15 protein-coding genes are annotated in these 20,931 nt (G+C 75.9%); 4 read left to right on the forward strand and 11 right to left on the reverse strand.

Annotation, left to right across the window (positions count from 1 at the left end; all coding sequences use genetic code 11):
- Position 1: 1 nt before the first annotated feature.
- Genes ACWDXC_RS18705 through ACWDXC_RS18725 form a run of 5 tightly spaced genes read right to left on the reverse strand, consistent with a single transcriptional unit; the run spans position 2 to position 12,621 of the window.
- Positions 2–922 carry an alpha/beta fold hydrolase gene (locus tag ACWDXC_RS18705; protein ID WP_449983280.1) on the reverse strand — a complete coding sequence of 307 codons (921 nt, stop codon included), beginning with the start codon at positions 920–922 and terminating at the stop codon, positions 2–4.
- Positions 919–1,890, reverse strand: a complete 972-nt coding sequence (locus ACWDXC_RS18710) for an NAD-dependent epimerase/dehydratase family protein (protein WP_449983283.1) — start codon at positions 1,888–1,890, stop codon at positions 919–921. The genes ACWDXC_RS18705 and ACWDXC_RS18710 overlap by 4 nt, the downstream gene beginning before the upstream one ends.
- Positions 1,887–3,542, reverse strand: a complete 1,656-nt coding sequence (locus tag ACWDXC_RS18715) for a fatty acid CoA ligase family protein (RefSeq protein WP_449983285.1) — start codon at positions 3,540–3,542, stop codon at positions 1,887–1,889. Before ACWDXC_RS18715 ends, ACWDXC_RS18710 begins: the two co-directional genes overlap by 4 nt.
- On the reverse strand, positions 3,536–4,555 hold the full coding sequence (locus tag ACWDXC_RS18720; protein ID WP_449983288.1) for a 3-oxoacyl-ACP synthase III family protein: 1,020 nt from the start codon (positions 4,553–4,555) through the stop codon (positions 3,536–3,538). The genes ACWDXC_RS18715 and ACWDXC_RS18720 overlap by 7 nt, the downstream gene beginning before the upstream one ends.
- 11 nt (positions 4,556–4,566) lie before the next feature.
- Positions 4,567–12,621, reverse strand: coding sequence for an SDR family NAD(P)-dependent oxidoreductase (locus tag ACWDXC_RS18725; RefSeq protein ID WP_449983291.1), 8,055 nt, complete (start codon positions 12,619–12,621; stop codon positions 4,567–4,569).
- Positions 12,622–12,878: 257 nt separating this feature from the next.
- Here ACWDXC_RS18725 and ACWDXC_RS18730 point away from each other — a divergent pair, with 257 nt between their 5' ends.
- Positions 12,879–13,475 (forward strand): DUF6230 family protein, encoded by a 597-nt coding sequence (locus tag ACWDXC_RS18730; protein ID WP_449983294.1) that lies wholly within the window; start codon positions 12,879–12,881, stop codon positions 13,473–13,475.
- Between the two features lie 2 nt (positions 13,476–13,477).
- A complete protein-coding gene (locus ACWDXC_RS18735) occupies positions 13,478–14,338 on the forward strand; it encodes a DUF6114 domain-containing protein (protein WP_449983297.1) in 861 nt (286 codons plus the stop codon).
- Here ACWDXC_RS18735 and ACWDXC_RS18740 read toward each other — a convergent pair.
- The 3 genes from ACWDXC_RS18740 to ACWDXC_RS18750 all read right to left on the reverse strand — a co-directional run bounded on the left by ACWDXC_RS18740 (position 14,325) and on the right by ACWDXC_RS18750 (position 17,160).
- Complete coding sequence (locus tag ACWDXC_RS18740; RefSeq protein WP_449983299.1) at positions 14,325–15,350, reverse strand: zinc-dependent alcohol dehydrogenase; 1,026 nt, start codon at positions 15,348–15,350, stop codon at positions 14,325–14,327. The two genes, ACWDXC_RS18735 and ACWDXC_RS18740, sit on opposite strands and share 14 nt — an antisense overlap.
- Positions 15,350–16,198: a fumarylacetoacetate hydrolase family protein gene (locus ACWDXC_RS18745; protein ID WP_449983302.1), complete on the reverse strand. Its 849-nt coding sequence runs from the start codon at positions 16,196–16,198 to the stop codon at positions 15,350–15,352. Before ACWDXC_RS18745 ends, ACWDXC_RS18740 begins: the two co-directional genes overlap by 1 nt.
- Before the next feature lie 95 nt (positions 16,199–16,293).
- Positions 16,294–17,160, reverse strand: coding sequence for a tryptophan 2,3-dioxygenase (locus ACWDXC_RS18750; RefSeq protein WP_449983305.1), 867 nt, complete (start codon positions 17,158–17,160; stop codon positions 16,294–16,296).
- A gap of 147 nt (positions 17,161–17,307) precedes the next feature.
- Here ACWDXC_RS18750 and ACWDXC_RS18755 point away from each other — a divergent pair, with 147 nt between their 5' ends.
- Positions 17,308–17,754, forward strand: a complete 447-nt coding sequence (locus tag ACWDXC_RS18755; protein ID WP_449983308.1) for an Lrp/AsnC family transcriptional regulator — start codon at positions 17,308–17,310, stop codon at positions 17,752–17,754.
- A gap of 135 nt (positions 17,755–17,889) precedes the next feature.
- Here the strand turns inward: ACWDXC_RS18755 and ACWDXC_RS18760 are convergent, their stop codons facing one another.
- Positions 17,890–18,267 carry an SgcJ/EcaC family oxidoreductase gene (locus tag ACWDXC_RS18760; RefSeq protein ID WP_449983311.1) on the reverse strand — a complete coding sequence of 126 codons (378 nt, stop codon included), beginning with the start codon at positions 18,265–18,267 and terminating at the stop codon, positions 17,890–17,892.
- 114 nt (positions 18,268–18,381) lie between these two features.
- Complete coding sequence (locus tag ACWDXC_RS18765; RefSeq protein WP_449983314.1) at positions 18,382–18,993, reverse strand: PadR family transcriptional regulator; 612 nt, start codon at positions 18,991–18,993, stop codon at positions 18,382–18,384.
- An 84-nt stretch (positions 18,994–19,077) separates the two neighbouring features.
- Between ACWDXC_RS18765 and ACWDXC_RS18770 the strand changes: the two genes are divergently transcribed.
- Positions 19,078–19,689 (forward strand): NAD(P)-dependent oxidoreductase, encoded by a 612-nt coding sequence (locus ACWDXC_RS18770; protein ID WP_449983317.1) that lies wholly within the window; start codon positions 19,078–19,080, stop codon positions 19,687–19,689.
- On the opposite strand, the gene ilvA is transcribed toward ACWDXC_RS18770, so the two are convergent.
- Positions 19,673–20,923, reverse strand: coding sequence for a threonine ammonia-lyase IlvA (gene ilvA, locus ACWDXC_RS18775; RefSeq protein WP_364182678.1), 1,251 nt, complete (start codon positions 20,921–20,923; stop codon positions 19,673–19,675). The two genes, ACWDXC_RS18770 and ilvA, sit on opposite strands and share 17 nt — an antisense overlap.
- Between the last annotated feature and the right edge of the window lie 8 nt (positions 20,924–20,931).

The raw sequence follows: 20,931 nt of genomic DNA on the forward strand, positions 1-20,931 counted from the left end.
GTCAGGCGGACCCGGTCAGGAACGCGCGGATCTCGGGGACCAGCTCCTCGTGCGCGTCCTCCAGCACGTAATGCCCGGCCCGAGGGTAGACGCGCACCCGGGCCGCGGGCAGGCGGCGGCGCCACTCGGCCAGCACGGCCGGGTCGAACACCGGGTCGCGCAGCCCCCACCCGACGAACGCGGGCAGTCCGGCGAACAGGTCCAGCCGCCGGGCGGTCCCCTCCAGCAGCGGCCACGCCGGATCGCCCGGCCGCAGCGGGATGTCGTGCACGAACCGCTGCACGGCCACCCGGTGCGCGGGCCGGTCGTACGGGGCCAGGAAGGCCGCCCGCACGTGCGCGGGCATGCGGCGGCGCACGCCGAGCGGACGCCAGGTGGCGGCCCGCGCGAACAGGTTGTGCCGCAGGAACAGCCGCGCCCCCAGCCGGGTGCGGCGCAGCACCCACAGCGGCGCCCGCAGCGGCAGCCGGACCCGCTCGCCGTGCGGGTTCGGGAAGGCCGCCGTGTTGAGGATGACCAGGCGGGCGACCCGGCCCGGGTGGCGGCAGGCCCACGCCATGCCGATCGGCCCGCCCCAGTCGTGCATGACCAGCGTCCACCCCCGGCCGGGCGCGCCCCGGCGGGCGATGAGGTGCCCCACCAGCGCGTCCAGGTCGTCGACGCGTGAGGCGAGCGTGTGCTCGTACTCCTCGGCGGACGGCTTGTCCGACAGGCCCATGCCGAGATGGTCCGGCGCCACGCAGCGGAACCGGTCCCGCAGCGCCGCGACCGGCCGCCGCCACAGGTAGCTCCAGGACGGGTTGCCGTGCACGAACAGCACCGGCGGCCCCGCCCCCTCGTCCACGTAGTGCTGGCGCAGCCCGCCCCGGGACGGATGCGCGTACCAGTGGGACGTGAACGGGTAGCCGGGGAACCGGGTCACGGGGCCTCCGAAAGGTGCGCGGCCAGGCGGGCCAGCCCGTCGGCCATGCTCACGCGCGGCCGGTAGCCGAGGTCGCGGCGCGCGGCCGAGATGTCGAACCAGTGCGCGGTCGACGCCTGCTCCACCAGGAACCGGGTGAGCGGCGGCTCCCAGCCGTCCCGCACCCCGGCCAGCCGCTCCAGGACGAAGGCCGCCGCCCGCGCCGCCCGGACCGGCAGCCGCCGCCGCACCGGCGGCAGCCCGGCCGCGGCCAGCAGCGCGTTCACCCACTCGCCGAAGCCGCACGGCTCGCCCTGCGTGACGAAGTACGCCCGCCCGCACAGCGGCGACCCGGGCCGCAGCCGGTCCAGGGCCAGCACGCAGGCGTCCGCCGCGTTGTCCACGTAGACGGTGTCGATCGTCCGGTCCTCGCGGCCCAGCAGCCACAGCCGCCGCCGGTTCGCCACGAACCCGGGCAGGAAGTGCGGATCGCCCGGCCCCCAGACCAGGTGCGGGCGCAGCGCCACGGCCGGGACGGGCCCGGCCAGCACGATCCGCTCGGCCATCGCCTTCGTGCGCGGGTAGGCGGCGGTGAACCGGGTGGCGTACGGGACGGACTCGTCGACGCCCTCCAGATCGCGCCCGTCGTGGACGACGCTCGGCGACGACACGTGCACCAGCCGCGCGCCGGCGGCCGCGCACGCGTCCAGCACGTTGCGGGTGCCGTCCACGTTGACCTCGCGGAAGTCCCGGTACGCGCCGTACGCCCCCGTCATGGCCGCGCAGTGCACCACGGCCTCGCAGCCGTCCACGGCGGCGCGCACGGCGGCCGGGTCGCGGACGTCGGCCAGGCGCTGGGTGACGCCGAGCGCGTCCAGCCCGGCGTGCCGGCGGCGGTGCAGGGCGCGCACGGTGTCGCCGCGCCCGGCCAGGAGGCGGCACACCGCCAGGCCGAGGAAGCCGCCGCCCCCGGTCACCAGGACGTTCACAGCCGCCGCCCGGCCCAGACGCCGAGCAGGTCGCGGCGGATCTTGCTGTTGTGCCGGGCGTCCACCGGGAACCGCGGATGCGCCAGCACGTCCCGCAGCCCCGCCGTGGCCGGGTGCCGCGCGGCCTCCGCCAGCAGCGCGGCCCGTGCCGCGCCGGGCCGGACGCCGTCCTCGGGCTCCACCACCAGCACCGGGCGCGGCCCCGCGCCCACCAGCGCGACCCGGCGCGCCCCCGGCGTCCCCGCCAGCAGCGTTTCGACGTGGTCGGGGTAGAGGTCGCCGCCCGGCGCGCGGACGCGCTCGGACCTGCGGCCCGCGAACCACAGCCGGCCGTCCTCGTCCAGCCGGCCCAGATCGCCCATCCGGTGCCAGACCCGGTCGCCGTCCGCGATCCTGGCCAGGGCGGTCGCGTGGGGATCGTCCAGGTACGGGTCGCTGACGGCGGGGGAGGAGACCACGATCTCGCCCACGGTGCCGGGCGGCGCCGCCAGGTCGTCGTCCCACCGGGCGATCGGGTCGTCGGTGACGCCGATGACCCGGACCTCGACCCCCGGCAGCGGCGCACCTAGACAGGTGCCCATCCCCGGGTGCGCGGCCAGCGCCGCCGTCAGCTCACGCCCCTCGATCGCGGCCACGGGCAGGCACTCGGTCGCCCCGTACACCGACAGCACCCGCGCCCCGCCGGGCAGGCAGGCGCGCACGCGCTCCAGCGTCGGCAGCGACAGCGGCGCGCCCGCCACGGCCACCGTGTCCAGCGAGCCGAGCACCAGGCCCCGGGCCGCGCAGTGCCGGGCCAGCCGGTCCAGCAGCGCGGGCGCGGCGAACGCCGCCGACACCCGGTAGCGGCGGATGTCCTCGGCCAGCGCCGCCGGGTCGAACCGCAGCGGGTGGCGCGGGTCCAGGTCGGGCAGCACGGCGGTCGCGCCGAGCGCCGCCGCCCCCAGCGCGAACGGGACGAACGTCGACAGGACGGACGCGCCCGCGCGGACGGCGTCCAGCCCGGCGAGCAGGTCGAGCTGCGCCGTCAGATGCCGGTGCCGCAACGGCACCCCCTTCGGCGGGCCGGTCGACCCGGACGTGTACGCGATCAGCGCCAGATCATCGGGCCCGGGCGGTGGCGCGGGCGCGGTGGCGGTGGCGGTGGCGCCCGCGTCGGCACGGGCCTCGACGCCCGCGTTGGCACGGGCGGTGGCTCGGAGGCCGTCGAGGGTCGGGCCCGGCCAGAACCGGCGCGGCCCGACCGTGATCGTGACGCGGCTGGTGCGCCGCGCCCAGCCCAGCGCCAGCCGGGCCGCCTGGGCGAGCGGCACGCCGATGAACGCCTCCGGCTCCGCCCGCTCCAGGCACCGCCGCACCGCCGCCCACGGCAGCCCCGGATCGACCATGACCGGCACCGCCCCCAGCCGCAGCAGCGACAACGCCAGCACGCCGAGCTCCACGCCCGGGAACACCAGCAACACCGTCCGCATGCCCGGACGCACCCCGGCGAGCGCCAGCGCGGCCGTCGTCTCCCGCACCGCCTCGGCCGTCTCCGCGTAGCTGACCGCGTGCGGCGTCCGCCCGCCCACCTGGCAGGCGACCGCGTCCGGCCGGTCGGCGGCCCACCGCTCGGCCCGGGTGACCAGCTCGCTCACCGGCGCCGGCGTCACCACCGCACCACCACCGTGCCGGCGCTGAACCCGCTCGCCAGCCCGACGAGCGCGACCAGGTCGCCGCGCCGCACCCGCCCCGAGGCGACCGCCTGGGCGAGCTGGACCGGCAGCGTCGCCGCCACCAGGTTGCCGTGCTGGGCGATGGTGACGACCACCTTGCCCTGCGGGATCCCGACGTGGTCGCAGAACTTCCACAGCGCGGGCAGCGACGCCTGGTGCACGCACACGGCGGCGAAGTCGTCCCAGGTGAGGCCGAGCGCGGCGAGCGGGTCGGTGAAGACGGCGTGGTCGGTCGCCTCGATGCCGCGCACCAGCTCGACGGCGTCGACGGTGAGCGGCCGGATGACCGGCCAGTCGGACGCCGGGTCGGAGGTCAGGTTGAGCAGCGGCACGGTGGCGGCGTCCCACCCGAGCGACTGGGCGGCGAACCGGTGGCCGAGCACGCCCGGCTCCGCCGAGGGCTCCAGCAGCAGCGCTGCCCCGGCGTCCGACACCGTGTAGGCGGCGGCGATCGTCAGGAACTCGTCGGCCCCGGACAGCGTCCACGGCATGAACGCGGTCGGCAGCTCGCCGCAGCAGATCAGCACCCGCCGGTGGCGTCCCGTGACGATGAGCGCCTCGGCCACCTGGATCGCGTTCAGCACGCTGTTGCAGGCGTTGCGCACGTCGAACACCGGGCAGCCGGCGCCCAGCTTCGCCGCCACGATGTGCGCGGTCGCCGGTTCGATGAGGTCGATGGTCACCCCCGCGTAGACGAGCAGGTCGAGGTCGCGCGCGTGCAGGTCGTGCTCGGCCAGCAGCGCGCGGGCGGCGTGCGCGGCCAGGTCGGACGGCATCTCGTGCGGCGGCGCGACGTGCCTGCGCCGCACCCCGCTGGCCTTGTGGATCACGCTCCGGGGCAGGTCCATCCCCGGGTTGCGGGCGGCGAGCCGGTCCTCCAGCTCGGCCGTGGTCATCGTGGTCTCGGGCAGGTGGGCGGCCACTCCGGCCACCCGGGCGTGAACGGCGGTCATGCGCCTCCTCCTCAGGAAGCCGGGCGCGAGGCCTGCAGCCCCAGGTGGAGGAGCACCGTGCGGGCGATGTCGCTGACGGTCCCGGCCCCGCGGATCAGCTCCATCGGCGGGATGTCCACCGCGAACGCGTGCCGCATCGACAGCAGGAGCTGCGTGGCCATGAGCGAGTCGAGGCCGTACTCGTCCAGCCGCCGGTCCGGGTCGATGTCGGCGGCCGGGACCAGCAGCACCGACGACAGCAGCTCGGTGATCTGCTCGACGACGTACGCGTGCGCCTCCTCGGCGTCCATCAGGGCCAGCTTCCCCAGCAGGTCCTCGACGTCGGGCGCCTGGTCGGCGCCGGGCGGCAGCACCGCCGACAGCCACGGCCGCCGCAGCCCCGGGAGCGCCTGGCGCAGCCTGGCCCAGTCGCAGCGGCCGATCACGGCCACGTCGGAGCCGTCGGCCAGCATGTCGTCCACGGCGGCCAGCGCCACGGCCGGGTCCATGGAGCCGATGCCGAGCCTGGCCAGCGCCTCCGCCTGGGTGCCGTGCGCCAGCACGCCGGTGCCGGCCAGCGCGCCCAGGCACACCGCGAGCGCGGGCAGGCCCCTGGCCCGCCGCCGCCTGGCCAGCGCCTCCAGGAACAGGTTCGCCGACACGTACGGCGACTGCCCGATGTTGCCGATCGTCGTCAGCGACGAGTACAGCACGAACGCCTCCAGCGGCAGCCCCGCCGTGAGCTCGTCCAGCACCAGCGCGCCGGCGATCTTCGGCCGCAGGACCTCCCGGAACCGGTCGTCGGACAGGTCCGCGAGCGCGGCGTCGTCGAGCGTCATGGCGGCGTGCACGACGCCGCGCACCGGGTGCCCCGCCTCGTCGAGCTCGCGCAGCAGGCCAGCCACGGCGTCGCGGTCGGCGACGTCGGCCGCGTGCGCCGTGGCCTCCGCGCCGAGCTCGCGCAGCTCCTCCAGCAGCGCGTCCGCCTCCGGCGTGGCCGCGCCGCGCCTGCTCACCAGCGCCAGCCGCCGCACCCCCGCCCCCGCCAGGCGCCGCGCGGTCTCCGCGCCGAACCCGCTCAGGCCACCCGTGATCAGGTACGTGCCCGAGCCCCGCCGCACGGCGGGACGGAAGCGCACCAGGCCCGGCTCGTCCCGTGGATCCAGCGAGACCACGACCTTCCCGATATGCCGGGAATGCCGCATGAGCGCGAACGCGTCCGCCACCCGCTCCGCCGGGAACACCGTGTGCGGCAGCGGACGCATGTCCGTCACCGTCAGGAGCGTCGCCATGTGCTCGGCCATCAGCGCCGGGTCCTTCCACATGAGCGTGCCCACGTCCACGCCGTAGAACGCGATGTTGTCCCCGAACGGCCGCAGCGCCAGATGCCGGCTCTCGTAGATGTCGCGCTTGCCCAGCTCGACGAAGCGCCCGCCGTGCCGCAGGCACTCCAGGCTCCGGCTCACGGCCTCCCCGGCCAGCGAGTTCAGCACGATGTCCACGCCCCGGCCGCAGGTCAGCTCCCGCACCTGCTCGGCGAAGCGCAGGCTCCGCGAGTCCAGCACGTGCGCCGCCCCCAGCGCCCGCAGCAGGTCCCGCTTGGCCTCGCTGCCCGCCGTCGCGATCACGTGCGCCCCGGCCGCCCGCGCGTACTCCAGCGCCGCCAGCCCGACCCCGCCCGCGCCGCCGTGCACCAGCACCGTCTCGCCCGCCCGGATCCTCGCGCAGTGATGCAGCGCGTGATGAACGGTCGAGTACGGCATCGGCAGCGTGGCCGCCCCGGCGAAACCGAGCCCGTCCGCGATGCGGATGGCCGTCCACTCCTCGATCACCGCATGGCTGCCGAACCCCACCGGCCCGGCCGCCGCCACCCGGTCCCCCGGGCGCAACCGCGTCACGCCCGGCCCCACGGCCACGACCGTCCCGGCGCACTCCAGGCCCAGCTCGTGCCCGCCGAACACGGCCTCCACGGCCTCCGACGGCAGCAGGCCCACCGCGAACATGACGTCCCGGTAGTTCAGCCCGATCGCCCCCACCTCGACCAGCGCCTGCCCCGGGCCCGGCTCCGGCCGCGCGGTCCGCTCCCACACGAGCTCGTACGCCAGCCCCGGATCCCGCACCGCCAGCCGGTACGCGTCCCCAGCGGCCGCCCGCACGGCCGGCGGCGCCGACCGCACCAGCCGAGGCGTGAACCGCCCCGCCCGCGCCAGGAGGATCTCGTCGTCGTCGCCCGGCTCCAGCAGCTCCGCCGCCAGCCGCTCCGCGTCCCGGCGCGCGTCGCCGCCCCGGTGCAGGCACACCCGCCGGGCGTCCAGCCGCGGCTGCTCGTTCCCCAGCGACCGCACCGTCCCCCACGTGGCCGCGTCCTCCGCGTGCACCTCGCCGCCCTCCGGCTCAGGCAGCGCCCCGCAGGGCCGGGCCACCAGCCACAACCGCACGGGCAGGCTCTGCGGCAGCTCCTCACAGGCCACCGCCAGCCCCCGGAGCACCCCCGCCCGCCGTACGACCCGCCCCACAACCTCATGCGGGACACCGACGTCCAGCGCCCCGCCACCCTCGGCCGGCCCGGCGACCTCCTGCGGCACGCCGCCGTCCGGGGGTGTGGTGGCTGACTGCGGCTCGGTGGCGCCTGCGGGGGTGTCCGGTCGGGCGGGCTCGCCCAGGATCAGGGCGTACGTGATCCTCTCGGCTGTGGAGGCGTGGGCGGCCCAGGCGGCGGGGTCGTCGCCCGGAGGGGCCACCACCGCCTGGCCGCCGCGCTCCCGCAGCAGCGCCGCGAGCTCGGCGACCACCGGGTCGCCGGAATCCTCCGCGATGAGGACCCAGGTGCCGTCAGCCCCGCCGTCAGGCAGCGCCGCCCGGTCCGCGGACGCGCCGGCGGGGGAGGTCGCGAGCAGCACCGAGAAGCCGCCCACCTCAGGGTCCTCCTCGGGCCCGGCCCGCACCACATCGGCGTAGCCCGCCTCGGCCAGCAGCTCCGCCCACTGCCGCGCGGATCGCGTCGGCGCGTCCGGCGGCGCGTCCCGGAACTCCGGCGTCAGCTCCGGCAGCGGCAACGGCGGCCCCTCCCGGTGCGGCACCGCCGCGAGCAGCTTCCCGCCGGGCGCGAGCAGCCGCCCCAGCCCGCGCAGCGCCCCGGCCACGTCCCGGGCCGCATGCAGGCACCCGCCCGCCACCACCAGGTCGAACGCGCCTTCCGCATACCCCTGCTCGCCCGGGTCCACGTCCAGGTCGAGCAGCCCGAACTCGACGACGTCGGCCCCGGACAGCCGCTGCCGCAGCCGGGCCAGCGCCGGTTCCGCCACGTCGGTGACGGTGTAGCGGGTCCGGTCGACCGGCAGGACCGGCAGCAGCGCCGCCGTGGTGCCGCCGGTGCCCGCCCCCACCTCCAGCACGCGCAGCGGCCGATCCACCGGCCACCCCTGGACGACCTGCTCGACCAGGGCCCGCGCGATCCGGTTCGTGAACAGGCTCACCGGCCCGATGTCGTGATACTGCTCCAGCAGGTCGGCGGCCCCGTCCGCGCCGAGCACGTCGGCCGCCTCGACCTCCCCGGCCAGCACCTCCCGCAGCCGCGTCGCGGCCCGCACCGCCAGCGCCGTCTGCGCCGGGAACGCCGCCCCGGCCTCCACCAGCCTCCGCAGGTCCGGCGCGCCCCCGGCCAGGCGTACGCTCCCGTCGCCGTGCCGCTCCAGCACTCCGTACCGCTCCAGCAGCGGCAACGCCGCCCGCACCAGCTCCCGATGCCGCGGCTCCCGGCACACGGCGACCAGTTCCTCCACGCCCAGCCCCCCGCCGCCCGGCCGGTTCGCACCGGTCGGCCGGTTCCCGGTGGGCGACGCGCCCCCGGCGGCCGGCGTGCTCTCGGCGGCCGGCGTGCTCTCGGCGGTCGGCGCGCTCTCGGGGGCCGGTCCCTCCGCCGCCGGTCCGTCTCCGGTGGCCGGTACGTTCTCGGCGGCCGGTTCGGCTTCGCCGGTCGTCAGGGCCGCCAGCGCCGCGGCGAGGGCGTGGGCGGAGGTCTCCTCCAGGAGGGCCGCGTACGCCGGATGGCGCAGGTCCCGCCAGGCGGAGTGCGCTTCGGCCAGCCGGTCGGCCGCGCCGGCGAGCAGCGCGGCCGGAGAGGGGCCGGGCCAGGCGGCGGCGGGGTCGGTGGGGCGGGGGGCCGCGCGCAGCTCGACGTGGTAGCGCTCGGGCCGGGTCGTGTGGGTGCCCGGCATGCGGCGCAGCCGGACGCCGTCCATCTCGGCCGCCACCCGGCCGTCCGTCCCGGTGATCGTGATGTCCCAGCACACCTCCTCCAGGCTGCTGGAGCGTTCCCGTACGTGCAGGAGGCCCTCCGGGTCCGGCCTGCCCCACACGCGGACGGCGCCGATCGCCGCGGGCATGTAGCCGGTGCCGTCCACCAGCAGGTCGACCAGCCACAGCACGCCCGCCTGCAGGGCGCTGTCGAGCAGCACCGGGTGCGCCTCGTAGCGCTCGTCCTGCTGGTCCGGGCAGGTGTACGCGCCCAGGACCTCACCCGGTGCCCGCCACAGCCCCGTGAGCACCCGGAACGTCGGCCCCCACGCCATCCGCCCCTCGGCCGCCCGCGCGTAGTAGGCGGGCACGTCGACGGGCTCGGCGACGCGGGCGCGCAGCTCGGCCAGGTCGAGCGGCGGCGGGGCGGCACGCAGCAGCGGCCGCACCCGCGCCCGGAAGTGCTCGCGCGAATGCTGCCCGCGCCGATTCGTGCTCGACACGGTGATCATGCCCGTCTCTGCGGACAGCGACGTCTGCACGCAGACCGGCTCCCCGCTCGGGGGCGGCACCACCAGGGCGCGGGTGATGCTCGCCCGGTCGATCTCGACCGCCTCGGCCGCCTCCGGGATCGCGTGCCGCCCGGCGGCCAGCGCCATCTCCAGGTAGCCGGTCGCGGGCATCACGGCGGCCCCGGCCGCCCGGTGGTCGTTCACCCACGGCACCCGTACCTGGTCGATCTCCCCGTACCAGGACGGTTCGAGCGTCGGCAGCCGCTGGCCCAGCAGCGGGTGCACGATCGCCGGGTCGCCGATGGAGCGCGCCCAGCTCAGCGGGCCGCCGGTCCAGTGGCGCTGCCGCTGCCACGGGTAGGCGGGCAGCGACCGCACCACGCCGGGGCGCGGGAAGTACCGGTCCCAGTCGATCTCACCCCCGGCCGCCACGACCCCCGCCACCGCCGCCCCGACCGCCGCCGGCCCCGCGGCCACCCCAGCCCCGGCTGCCACCTCCACCGGAGCATCCGTGGCGAGGGTTTCCCCCGGGCCGTCCGCCGGAGCGGGGTGCGCGCCGTTCGCGGGGGCGCCCTCCGCCCCGGGATCGGGCGCGTCTCCCGTGCTGCTCGCCGGGGCGGTTGCCGCGCTGTCCGTGGTGGCGTCTTCCGCGCCGTCTGCCGGGGCGTCTTCCGTGCCGCCGTCACCCGGGGCCTCGTTCGCGGGACCCGCCGGGGACCGGTCCGCTCCCACGGCGGGCGTGTCCTCTGCGCCGTTCGCGGGGGACTGCGGGGTGTCGGGTGCGGGGTCGGTCGCCGGGGGGCGGTGGAGGGTGGGGATGAGGGCGGTGCGGGTGTGGGCGGCGGCGGAGAGGCGGCGCAGGTAGGAGCGGAGCACCGGGTGGGGCCCGACCTCCACCAGCACGTCGAACCCGTCGGCGAGCACCCGGTCCACCGCCTCCGCGAACCGCACGGGCCGCCGTACGTTCTGCCACCAGTACGTGGCGTCGAGCTCCTCGCCGGTCAGCGTCTCGCCCGAGACCGTCGACACCATGGGGATCCGCGCCCGAGACGGCCGCAGCCCCTCCAGCGCCGCGCAGAGCGGTTCGCGTACGGCGTCCATGGCGGCGCTGTGGAACGGATAGTCCACGTCCAGCTCGCGGTAGAAGACCTCGCGCGCCGCCAGGTCCTCGCCCAGTAGCTTGAGCGCGCCCTGGGGCCCGGCGACGGTCACGTCCCGGGCGGTGTTGACGGCGGCGACCTCCACGCCGGGGTAGCCGGCGAGGAGCTGCCGGGCCTCGGCCTCGGGCAGCCCGACGGCCGCCATCCGGCCCTGGCCGCGCGTCGCCGACTGCGCCAGCCCGCGGGCGGCGATCACCCGCGCCGCCTGGGCGGCCGACAGCGCGCCGGAGGTGTACGCGGCGGCGACCTCGCCGACGCTGTGCCCCAGCACCGCCCCGGCCCGTACGCCCGCCGCCTCCAGCATCGCCGCCACCCCGGCCTGCACCGCGAACAGCAGCGGCTGGGCCACCTCGGTCGCCGACAGCCGCCACCGGTCGGGCGGCAGCTCCAGCTCGTGAAGCACCGACCAGCCGAGCCGGTCGGCCAGTTCGCCGTCGACGGCCTCGACGGCCTGCCGGAACGCGGGTTCGCCGAGCAGGTCGGCGCCCATCCCGGCCCACTGCGACCCGTTGCCGCAGAACACCAGGGCGACCCGGCCGTGCTCCACGGCCTCGCCGGTGACCGCCCTGGGCGCCGATCCGCCCGTACGGGCCTCGTCCCCGGTCGCGTACAGCCTGGACAGGCCGCCCGCCGCCTCCGCGGGGGAGGCGGCGAGCACGACGGCGCGGTGCCGGTGCAGGCCGCGGCGGCGCGCGGCGGTGTAGGCGACGTCGTAGAAGCCGTCCGCGCCGACCGTCTCCAGGTGCGCGGCGGCGCGCGTGACGGCCTCCGTCAGCGCGCCGCCGGAGCGCGCGGACACGACGACGGGCACCGGGACGGCCCCCTCCACCCGCCCCGGCGCCCCCTCCGAAGACACCCCCACCGAAGGCGGCGCGGCGACGGCCACGTGCACGTTCGCGCCGCCGAACCCGAACGAGTTCACCCCCACCACCGTCCGCCCGCCCGTCTCGGGCAGCGGGCGCGGCTCGGTGACGATGCTCAGCCCGAGCCCGTCGAAGTCGATGGCGGGGTTCGGCACCGAGGCGTGCAGGGACGCCGGGATCGTCCGGTGCCGCAGCACGAGCAGCGCCTTGAACAGCCCCGGCATGCCGGAGGCGGGCTCCAGGTGGCCGAGGTTCGTCTTGACCGAGCCGATCGGCAGCGGGCCGCCCGACCGGGCCGTGCCGAGCGCCCGTCCCAGCGCGCCGCACTCGGCGGGGTCGCCGGCCTGCGTGCCGGTGCCGTGGGCCTCCACGTACGCGACCTCGTCCGGGTCGACGCCGGCCTTCCAGTACACCTGGCGCAGCAGCGCCTCCTGCGCCTCGGTGCTCGGCAGCGCCAGCCCCATCGTGCGGCCGTCGTTGTTGGCGGCGGCGCCGACGATGACGCCGTGCACCCGGTCGCCGTCGGCGAGCGCGTCGTCCAGCAGCTTGAGCACGACCACGCCGCCGCCCTCGGCCCGGACGAACCCGTCGGCGTCGGCCGAGAACGCCCGGCACCGCCCGGTCGGCGACAGCATCGCCGCCTGGCTGAACCCGATGAACCCCATCGGGTTGAGCAGCACGTTCACGCCGCCGGCCAGCGCCGTGCTGGCGGAGCCGTCGGCCAGCGCCCGGCAGGCCCGTTCGACCGCCTGCAGCGCCGACGAGCACGCGGTGTCGATGCTCATGCTGGGCCCGCGCAGGTCGAACGCGTGCGAGAGCCGGTTCGCGGCGATGGACAGCGCCATGCCGGACATCGTGTACGGGCCCATCCCGCCGGGTTCGAGCGCCTGCAGCACCCCGTACGACGGGTCGGAGACGCCGACGAACACGCCCGTGTCGCCGCCCGCCAGGCGGGCCGGGTCGATGCCGGCGTCGTCGAACGCCTCGGCCGCCATCTCCAGCAGCAGCCGCTGCTGCGGGTCCATCGAGGCGGCCTCCTTGGGGGAGATCCCGAAGTAGGCGGCGTCGAAGCCGGTGACGTCGTCGAGGAAGCCGCCGGCCCGCGTGTAGCTGCGGTCGAGGCGCGGGATGGACTCGTCGACGTACCGGTCGGCCTCGAAGCGGTCCGGCGGCACGGTGCCGACCAGATCGTCGCCGCGCAGCAGCGCCTGCCACAGTCCGTCGAGGTCGCGGATGCCGCCGGGGAGCCGGCACCCCACGCCCACGATCGCCACCGCCTGGCGCGGCCACGCCTGCCCGTTACCGCCTGCGCTCATTCCGTCACCCTTCTGCTCGTCCGCGACCCCATGGCACCACAGCCATACGTGACCGAATAGCGACTGTTCGTGTTCCTCCCTGGTGACGGTGATGCCTCCCGTTAAGGGATGGTGTGGTGGGCTTTGGAAATCTGGCCAGTGTCGCCGAGAGTAGTCAATTGTGTGCGATGGGTCTCTATACTGTGGCGTGCCGGTTCGCCCGTTCCGGCGACCACACCGCACCTGAGCGGAGGCGGGACGTGATGTCAGGTGAGCCGGTGCCCGGTCCGGCGGGCGGCACCCGGTGGCGCCGCTTCGCCGCCGTGCTCGTCCCCGCGCTGGCGGCGGCCGCGCTCCTCGTCGGCCTGACCGGCACGGGCGGCGTGGCGGCGTCCTTCGCGCTGTCGGGCGAGCGGTTCAAGGTGTCGGCGGACCGGCTCGTGGGGGAGGGGTTCGCCCAGTACGGCGACGTGGCCGCGACCACCGCCGGGCAGCGGCCGGTCCTCGTCTCGGTGATCGGCAGGGCGCGGATCACCGGCCTGTGCCAGTCCGCGCTCGTCCGCACCCCCGCCGGGCCCGTCACGTTCCTGGTCAGGGCGGGCGACGGCGAGCGGCCCGTCGAGGTCACGAACCTGGTCATCGACCTGCACCAGCTCTCCGGCGACGCCGAGTTCGGCGACATCGAGATCGGCGTCGACGCCGCCACCCTCGGCGCCCCCGCCGGGCGGACCGGCCGCCGGGGCGACATCGGCCAGCGGGCCGCCACCGTGCGCATCACCGGCCTGCGGCAGACCGCCTACGCCGTCAACGCGGGCACCTTCCGGCTCAACGGGCTGCGGCTGAGCTTCCGGCCCGGCGACCACGAGTGCTTCTGATCATGGCTCGATTCCGCCGGTGGCGCCGCAGCCGTCCCTTCTGGGGAGGGCTGTGGGTGATCGCCGGTGGGGCCGTCATCCTGCTCGCGCCCCTCGCCCCGCTCCCGCTCCTCGTCCGGCAGGGCGTCGCCGGGATCTCCGGCTACCTGGCCGGGCTGCTCCTCGTCGCCGCCGGGCTGCTGAGCTGGTGGCAGCTCGGGCAGCGGGTGTTCCTCGGGATCACCGCCATCGCGCTGTCGCTGGGGTCCTTCGTCACGTCCAACTTCGGCGGCTTCGGCGTCGGCATGCTCGCCGGGCTCACCGGCGGCGCCCTCCTGTGCGCCTGGACCCCCACCGCCCGCCGGGAGCGTCCGGCGCGTGACCCGCTGCGGGCCCTCGCCGCCGTCCCCGTGGCCCTCGTCCTCGCCCTCCCGCACCCCGCCACGCCCGCTGAGCCCGCCACGCCCGCTGAGCCCGCCACGCCCGCCGGGCCCGCCGAGCCCGCTCGGTCCGGCCTCACGGCCGCGCGGCTCACCGTGCACGGCGCGCGGATCGAGGTGGTGCGCCGGCCCGCCGGCGCCCGGCTCAAGCTGTCCATGTCCGCCGTCGAGATCACCGACGGCCTGCACTGGACCGGCGGCCCCGGCCGGGCAGCGCGGCAGCGCTTCGCCCGGCTGAGCCTGTCGGGCGGCGTCGTCCTGTACGTGTCCCGGCTGCGCGCCAAGGTCGGCGGCGTCCCGCTCACGCTCACCCCGGTGCTGCCCCTGCCCGCCCTGCCGCTGCCGTCCATGACGGTCACGGACGTGGAGGCCGACCGGCCCCTCGTCCGCGCCGCCCGCGCCCGGCTCGACGGCCTGACGCAGCGGGCGCTCACCCGCCCCTGACGCGCCGGGGGTCGATGTGCACCTTCGGCCCGGGCCCGGCGCCGGCCGGACGCCGCCCCGCGAGCACGCCGGCCGTCTCGTCGAGCCCGACGGTGGCGGCCACGAGCGGGCGGGGGTCCACGGAGCCGTCGGCGTAGGCGGCGACGGCCCCGGCCAGCCCGGCGGACCCGCCGAGGACGCCGACGACGGTGACGTCCCTGAGCACCAGGTCCCGCGTGTCGAGCGTGGACGGGCTGCCGGACAGGCCGATGCAGACGACGCGCCGGCCGGGTTCGGCGAGCCGCGCCGCGAGAGCGGGCAGCCCGGCCGCGTTGGAGGCGTCGACCACGGCGTCCCAGGGCGCCGGCGGCAGCGACTCCCGGGTCCAGAGGCGGTCGAAGCCGAGCAGCCGGGCGTGCTCCAGGGAGTCCTCGTCGCGCCCCATCAGGTGGACGCCGATGCCCCTGGCCCGCGCGAACAGCGCCACGAGCAGGCCGATCGTCCCCGTGCCCAGCACCAGCAGCCGCTCGCCCGGCTCCAGCGCGGCGGCGCGGACGGCCCGCAGCGCGTTGCCGCCCGGCTCGGCCAGCGCCCCCGCCGCCGGGTCCACGGCGCCGGGCAGCGGGTGCAGCGCCGTGACCGGCACCGCGACCTGCTCGGCGAGCGCGCCGGGGCGGCCCCGGCTGATCCCGAGCTCCGCCACGTCCGCGCACACGTGGTGGCGGCCCGCCAGGCAGCGCGCGCACCGGCCGCAGCCGAGCATCGTGTCGCCGGTGACGCGCCGCCCCAGCCAGGCCGGGTCGACGCCGTCGCCGGTCGCGCTCACCCGGCCGCACCACTCGTGGCCGGGACGCAGCGGATACCGGGACCGGCCGGTGCGCAGGTAGCTCATCCGGCCGCTGAACAGCTCGGCGTCCGTGCCGCACACGCCGGCCCGCTCGACGTCCACCACCACCTCGCCGGGCAGGGCGGCGGGCGGCTCGACCTCCTGGACCTCGGCCCGGCTTGGCCCGGTCAGGACGAGCGCCCGCACTACCGGGGTCCGACGACGCGCTGACGCTGGCTGCCGAGGCGGTCGATGCCCAGCTCGACGACGTCCCCGGGCCGCAGCCAGACCTGCGGGTCGCGGCCCATGCCGACGCCGGGCGGGGTGCCGGTGTTGATCAGGTCGCCGGGCTCCAGCACCATGAACTGGCTCAGATGGTGCACGATCACGTACGGGTCGAAGATCATCGTCTTGGTGGAGCCGGTCTGCCGCCGTACCTCGTTGACGTCCAGCCACAGGCCGAGGTCGCGCACGTCCGGGATCTCGTCCGGGGTGACCAGCCACGGCCCGGCCGGGTTGAACGTCTCGGCGGACTTGCCCTTGGACCACTGGCCGCCGCGTTCCATCTGGAAGGCGCGCTCGCTCACGTCGTTGACCACGCAGTAGCCGGCGATGGCGTCGCGTGCCTCGTCCGGCGAGTCCAGGTAGGAGGTGCGGCGGCCGATGACGACGCCCAGCTCGACCTCCCAGTCGGTCTTGGTGGACCCGCGCGGGATGCGCACGTCGTCGTGGGGTCCGACGAGGGTGTTGGGCGACTTGGTGAACAGGATCGGCTCGTCCGGCACCGGCAGCCCGGCCTCGGCGGCGTGGTCGGCGTAGTTGAGGCCGATGCACAGGATCTGGTGCGGCCGGGCGATCGGCGCGCCGATCCGCTCCCCGGCGAACGGCCGTCGCTCGCCGGTGGCGACCCGCTCGGGCAGCAGGGCGATGCGGCCGGAGCCGAAGAACCGCTCGTCGAAGTCGGGCGTGACATCGGAGACGTCGACGTAGTGGGCGTCGTCCACGCGGACGACGGGCTTCTCGGCGCCGGGCGCGCCGATGCGCATGAGTTGCACGAGCGGTTCTCCTCACGGACCGGCCGGGCACGGGCGGCCCGCGGCCGTTCCGGACGTTAGACGCTCGGCCCGCCGAACGGAAGATCCCCTCCGGTCTACATGTGGGTGCGGGCCGACCACAGCTCGGGGAAGACCACGCGGGTCATGCTGCGCTCCAGCCAGGCCAGCCCGTTGGAGCCGCCGCTGCCCGGCTTGGCGCCCATCGACCTGCGCACCGCCGCCACGTGCTGGTAGCGCCAGTCGCCGAACCGCTCGGCGACCTCGGTCAGCGCGTCGCCGAGCGACCTGAGCAGGTTGGCGGGGGACTCGTCGCGGTAGACCGCCACCCAGGCGCGCTCGACGGCCTCGTGCGGCTCGTACTCGGCGGCGTGGTCGCGGCCGAGCACGCCGGCGGGCAGGTCGTGGCCGTGCCGGGCGAGCAGCGCGACGGTGTCGTCCCACAGGCTCGGCTCGGCGAACGCCCGCCGCAGCGCCTGCCCGCCGGGGCTGCGCCTGAACGGCCGCAGCAGCGCCTCGCTCTTCAGCCCGAGCCTGAACTCCACCAGCCGGTACATGCTCGACTGCAGCCCCGACGCCTCGCCGAGCAGGTCGCGGAAGCGGTTGAAGTCCGACGGCGTCATCCAGCTCAGCCCGCGCCAGCTCCCGTTCAGCCCTTCCAGGTGCAGGCCGGTGCGGCGCAGCGCGGCGACGGCGTCCGGCACCCGGTCGGCGCGCAGCGACTCCTGGGCGCCGCGCAGCTCGTGGGCGACGAGCTTGAAGTACAGCTCCATCACCTGCGTGATCACCAGGAACGACATCTCGCCCGGCGCGTCGCTGAGCGGCCGCTGCAGGCCGAGGAGGGCGCCGGTGCCGACGTAGGAGTCGTACGGGGTCTCCTGCTCGAAGTCGAGGGTCGGCAGCCCGCCCCCGGCCCTGGCCCGCTCGGCCCGTTCACCGGCTGAGACCGGACGTACGCGTGGCATTGCGGCACTCCTCTCGCTTTGTCGGTCCTCTCATGATGCCGAGGCGGCACCGAGTGACGGAATGCCGATGAAATGGCCGTTCCCGGCTCCGGCCTTATATTCGGTACGGATATCCGCCAGGTCACCTTGTGAACGAAAGAGCGTGTGATGGACGCCATGGATTGGGAGCTGCTGCGCGAACTCCAGGAGAACGCGAGGCTCTCCTTCAACGAGTTGTCGCGCCGCGTCCACCTGTCGCCGCCGGCCGTGGCCGAGCGGATCCGGCGGCTGGAGGAGTCCGGGGTGATCACCGGCTACCACGCGACGGTGGACCCGGGCCGGGTCGGCTGGGAGGTGGCCGCGTTCGTGCAGCTCACCTGCTACGGGCCGACGTGCGTGCTGCGTGACCCCGAGGTGGCCGCCTGGCCGGAGATCCGGGAGATCCACCGCGTCACCGGCGACGTGTGCAGCATCCTCAAGATCGCGGTCCCGTCGATGGCGGCGTTCGAGGCGCTGATCGACCGGCTGGCCGTCTACGGGAAGCCGTCGAGCACGATGATCTTCTCGAGCCCGCTGGCGAACCGGCCGGTCGTCGCGGCGCCGCCCGCCCGCTGACCGGGGCGGGCGGCGTGCCCGGTCAGGCCGGGCGGGTGGGCCGGCCCAGGCGGCGTCCCGTCCGCTCGTCGGCCCACACGGTGGCGACGGGCGCCTCGACGACCCCGGCCGCCTCGGCGAGCAGCGTCTTCTTCGTCATGACGCCACCCGGGTGTTCTGGAAGGAGGCGAAGCGCCAGCCCTCGGCGGTGCGCACGGCGGTGAAGCTGACGACCGAGTCGCGCAGGTCGCCGCCGACGCTGGTGCCGCCCCGCGCGATCACCAGCACGGCGCCGTCGGCCAGCGGCTTGACCAGGACGTCGCCCGGGGCGGGCATGGTGGAGCCCTTCAGCGGCCCCTCGAACAGCCACCGGTGCGAGGACTCGATCTCCTCCCGGCCCCTGCTGTGGGTGCCGGCGAACGTGATGTAGTCGGCGTCCTCGGTGAAGAGGGCGGCGTAGGCGGTGGCGTCGCCGGCGTTCCAGGCGCCGGCGAGACGGGTGAGCATGGTGACGATCTCCGCGTCGGCGGACATGGCGCAACTCCTCATGGTCGCGGCGCCTATCCTGGGGATGCGACTCCAGGCAGGGCAGGCGCCTTGTCGGTGGTCCGGCTGCCGGGGTGTTGGCGCACCCTGGCAGCCATCTGGTCATGGCTGGTCGAGCACCTTGTCGAGCTGGTCGAGCTGGTCGCGCCGGGAGGCGTCGGACCAGCCGAGCTCGCCCGACTCCAGGCGGCCGATGAGCTGCCTGACCCAGGCCAGCTCGGTCTCGGTCAGCGCCCGCTCGTAGTCCAGCTCGAGCGCCAGCACGTCGGGCAGGCCGCTGTCGCGCAGCGCCTTCAGGTGGCCGTTGAGCGCGGTGACGCTCCCTTCGAGCGCCGCCGCCCGGGTGCGCAGCGACTGCAGCGCCTCGGGCACCGGCAGGACGCCGATGAGCGAGACGGCCGCGGTGAAGACGCGGCGCTCGCCGCCCGGGTTCTCCAGCAGCGCCCGGAGCCGGGTCGCCAGCTCCTGGCGGCCCTCGCCGGTGATCTCGTAGATGGTCCGCTCGGGCCGGCGGCCCTCGCGGCTGGTCTCCACGGGAACGATCAGCTCCTCGCCGGCCAGCTTGTCGACCGCGTGGTAGAGGCTGCGCGGCAGCCCCGTCACGTAGTCCTTGTGCGTGTCGAGGATGAACCGGTGCAGCTCGTACGGGTGGGCGGGACGTACCGACAGCATGGCCAGCACGGTCAGGCCGACCAGGTCGGGACGTCGTGCCATGACTCTCCTTTTCTTAGTGCAGTTTGCACTATAGCCCATGAGTATCGCTATAGTGCAAACTGCCATATAGAAGGAGGCATCATCATGAAGATCATGGTCATCGGCGCGACGGGCCGGACCGGCAAGCACGTGCTGACCCAGGGCGTCCGGCGCGGACACGAGATCACCGCCTTCGCCCGCCGCCCCGAACTCCTCACCGGCACCGCCGAGCTGGCCGGCGTGCACCAGGGCGACGCGCACGACCTCGACGCCGTACGCCGGGCCGTACAGGGACAGGACGCCGTCATCGCCGCGGTCGGCGGCAGCCGGATCGCCGCCACCCTCATCACCGCCATGCACGAGCACGGCGTCCGGCGGGTGGTCATGACGAGCAGCCGCTCCATCCCCGCCACCAGGCCCCGCCTCGCGGTCACGCTCGCCTGGCTGATCTTCCGCGAGGCGTACGCCGACCTCGCCCGCGCCGAGGGCATGCTGCAGGTCAGCGGCCTCGACTGGAGCATCGCCCGCGCCACCATGCTCAACGACAAGCCGCCCGCCGGGCGCGTGCACGTCGACTTCGAGGCCAACGCCACGGGCGGCGCGGCGCAGCTCTCCCGCGCCGACTACGCGATGGCGCTGCTCGACACCGCCGAGGATCCCGCCCTGATCGGCAGGGCCCTCGGCATCTGCGGCCCCCGGCTCACAGGAGGAAGGTGAACAACGGCGAGCCCGGCGGGATGCGCTCGACCGTGAGCGGACCGGCCTTCATCCGGGCCAGCAGGCTGTCCAGGTCGCCCGCCCGCTCCAGCTCGATGCCGACGAGAGCCGGGCCGGTCTCGCGGTTGTTCTTCTTGACGTACTCGAAGGCGATGATGTCCTCGCCCTCGCCCAGGACCTCGTCCAGGAAGTGGCGCAGGGCCCCGGGCCGCTGCGGGAACGTCACCAGGAAGTAGTGGCGCAGCCCGATGTGGACGAGCGAGCGCTCCAGCACCTCGTTGTAGCGGCTGACGTCGTTGTTGCCGCCCGACACCACGCACACGACGGGGCCTTCGGGCGCGTACGGCAGCACCTCGCGCGCCGCCGCGCCCGCGAGCGCCCCGGCGGGCTCGGCGATGATGCCGTCGGACTGGTAGAGGTCCAGCATCTCCGTGCACACCGCGCCCTCGTCGACCGCGACGACCTCGTCCACCAGCTCTTTCACCAGCGGGAACGTGGCCTCGCCGACCCTGCCGACGGCGGCGCCGTCCACGAACGTGTCGAGCTCCGGCAGCGCGATCGGCCCGCCGTGCCGCAGCGCGGCCCGCATGCTGGCCGCGCCCGCGGGCTCGGCGCCGACGATGCGGGTGGCGGGCGCGTGCTCGCGCAGCCAGACGGCGATGCCGCTGATCAGGCCGCCGCCGCCGACCGGGACCACCACGGTGCCCGGCGGCTCGCCGCACTGCTCCAGGATCTCCAGGCCGACCGTGCCCTGCCCCGCCATCGTCCGCACGTCGTCGAACGGGTGCACGTAGACGGCCCCGCCACGGCCGCTGTCGGCGTGCGCGGCGTCGCTCGCCTCGTCGTACGTGCCGCCGCCCACCACGACCTCCACCCGGTCGCCGCCGAGCGCCGCGATGCGCTCGCGCTTCTGCCTCGGCGTGGTCGACGGGACGTACACGCGGCCGTGGATGCCCAGCCGCGCGCAGGCGAACGCGACGCCCTGCCCGTGGTTGCCCGCGCTCGCGCAGACGACGCCACGCCGCCGCTCCTCCTCCGTGAGCGAGGCGATCAGGTTGAACGCGCCGCGCACCTTGTAGGAGCGGCAGACCTGCGCGTCCTCGCGCTTGAGCAGCACCCGGCCGCCCACCAGGCCGGACAGCCGCTCGTTGGGCTCCAGCGCCGTGCGGCTGGTCACGGGGCGCAACCGCTCGGCCGCCCGGCTGATCATCGAGGCGGTGAGACGGTCGCTCATGCACACTC

The sequence above is a fragment of the Nonomuraea sp. NPDC003214 genome, assembly GCF_053590035.1.

What these genes read in the sequence shown, in the direction of transcription:
- ilvA (WP_364182678.1), bottom strand. Translation starts at nt 20,923, where the DNA reads ATGAGCGACCGTCTCACCGCCTCGATGATCAGCCGGGCGGCCGAGCGG.
- ACWDXC_RS18750 (WP_449983305.1), bottom strand. Translation starts at nt 17,160, where the DNA reads ATGCCACGCGTACGTCCGGTCTCAGCCGGTGAACGGGCCGAGCGGGCC.
- ACWDXC_RS18720 (WP_449983288.1), bottom strand. Translation starts at nt 4,555, where the DNA reads ATGACCGCCGTTCACGCCCGGGTGGCCGGAGTGGCCGCCCACCTGCCC.
- ACWDXC_RS18725 (WP_449983291.1), bottom strand. Translation starts at nt 12,621, where the DNA reads ATGAGCGCAGGCGGTAACGGGCAGGCGTGGCCGCGCCAGGCGGTGGCG.
- ACWDXC_RS18760 (WP_449983311.1), bottom strand. Translation starts at nt 18,267, where the DNA reads ATGTCCGCCGACGCGGAGATCGTCACCATGCTCACCCGTCTCGCCGGC.
- ACWDXC_RS18755 (WP_449983308.1), top strand. Translation starts at nt 17,308, where the DNA reads ATGGACGCCATGGATTGGGAGCTGCTGCGCGAACTCCAGGAGAACGCG.
- ACWDXC_RS18765 (WP_449983314.1), bottom strand. Translation starts at nt 18,993, where the DNA reads ATGGCACGACGTCCCGACCTGGTCGGCCTGACCGTGCTGGCCATGCTG.
- ACWDXC_RS18770 (WP_449983317.1), top strand. Translation starts at nt 19,078, where the DNA reads ATGAAGATCATGGTCATCGGCGCGACGGGCCGGACCGGCAAGCACGTG.
- ACWDXC_RS18735 (WP_449983297.1), top strand. Translation starts at nt 13,478, where the DNA reads ATGGCTCGATTCCGCCGGTGGCGCCGCAGCCGTCCCTTCTGGGGAGGG.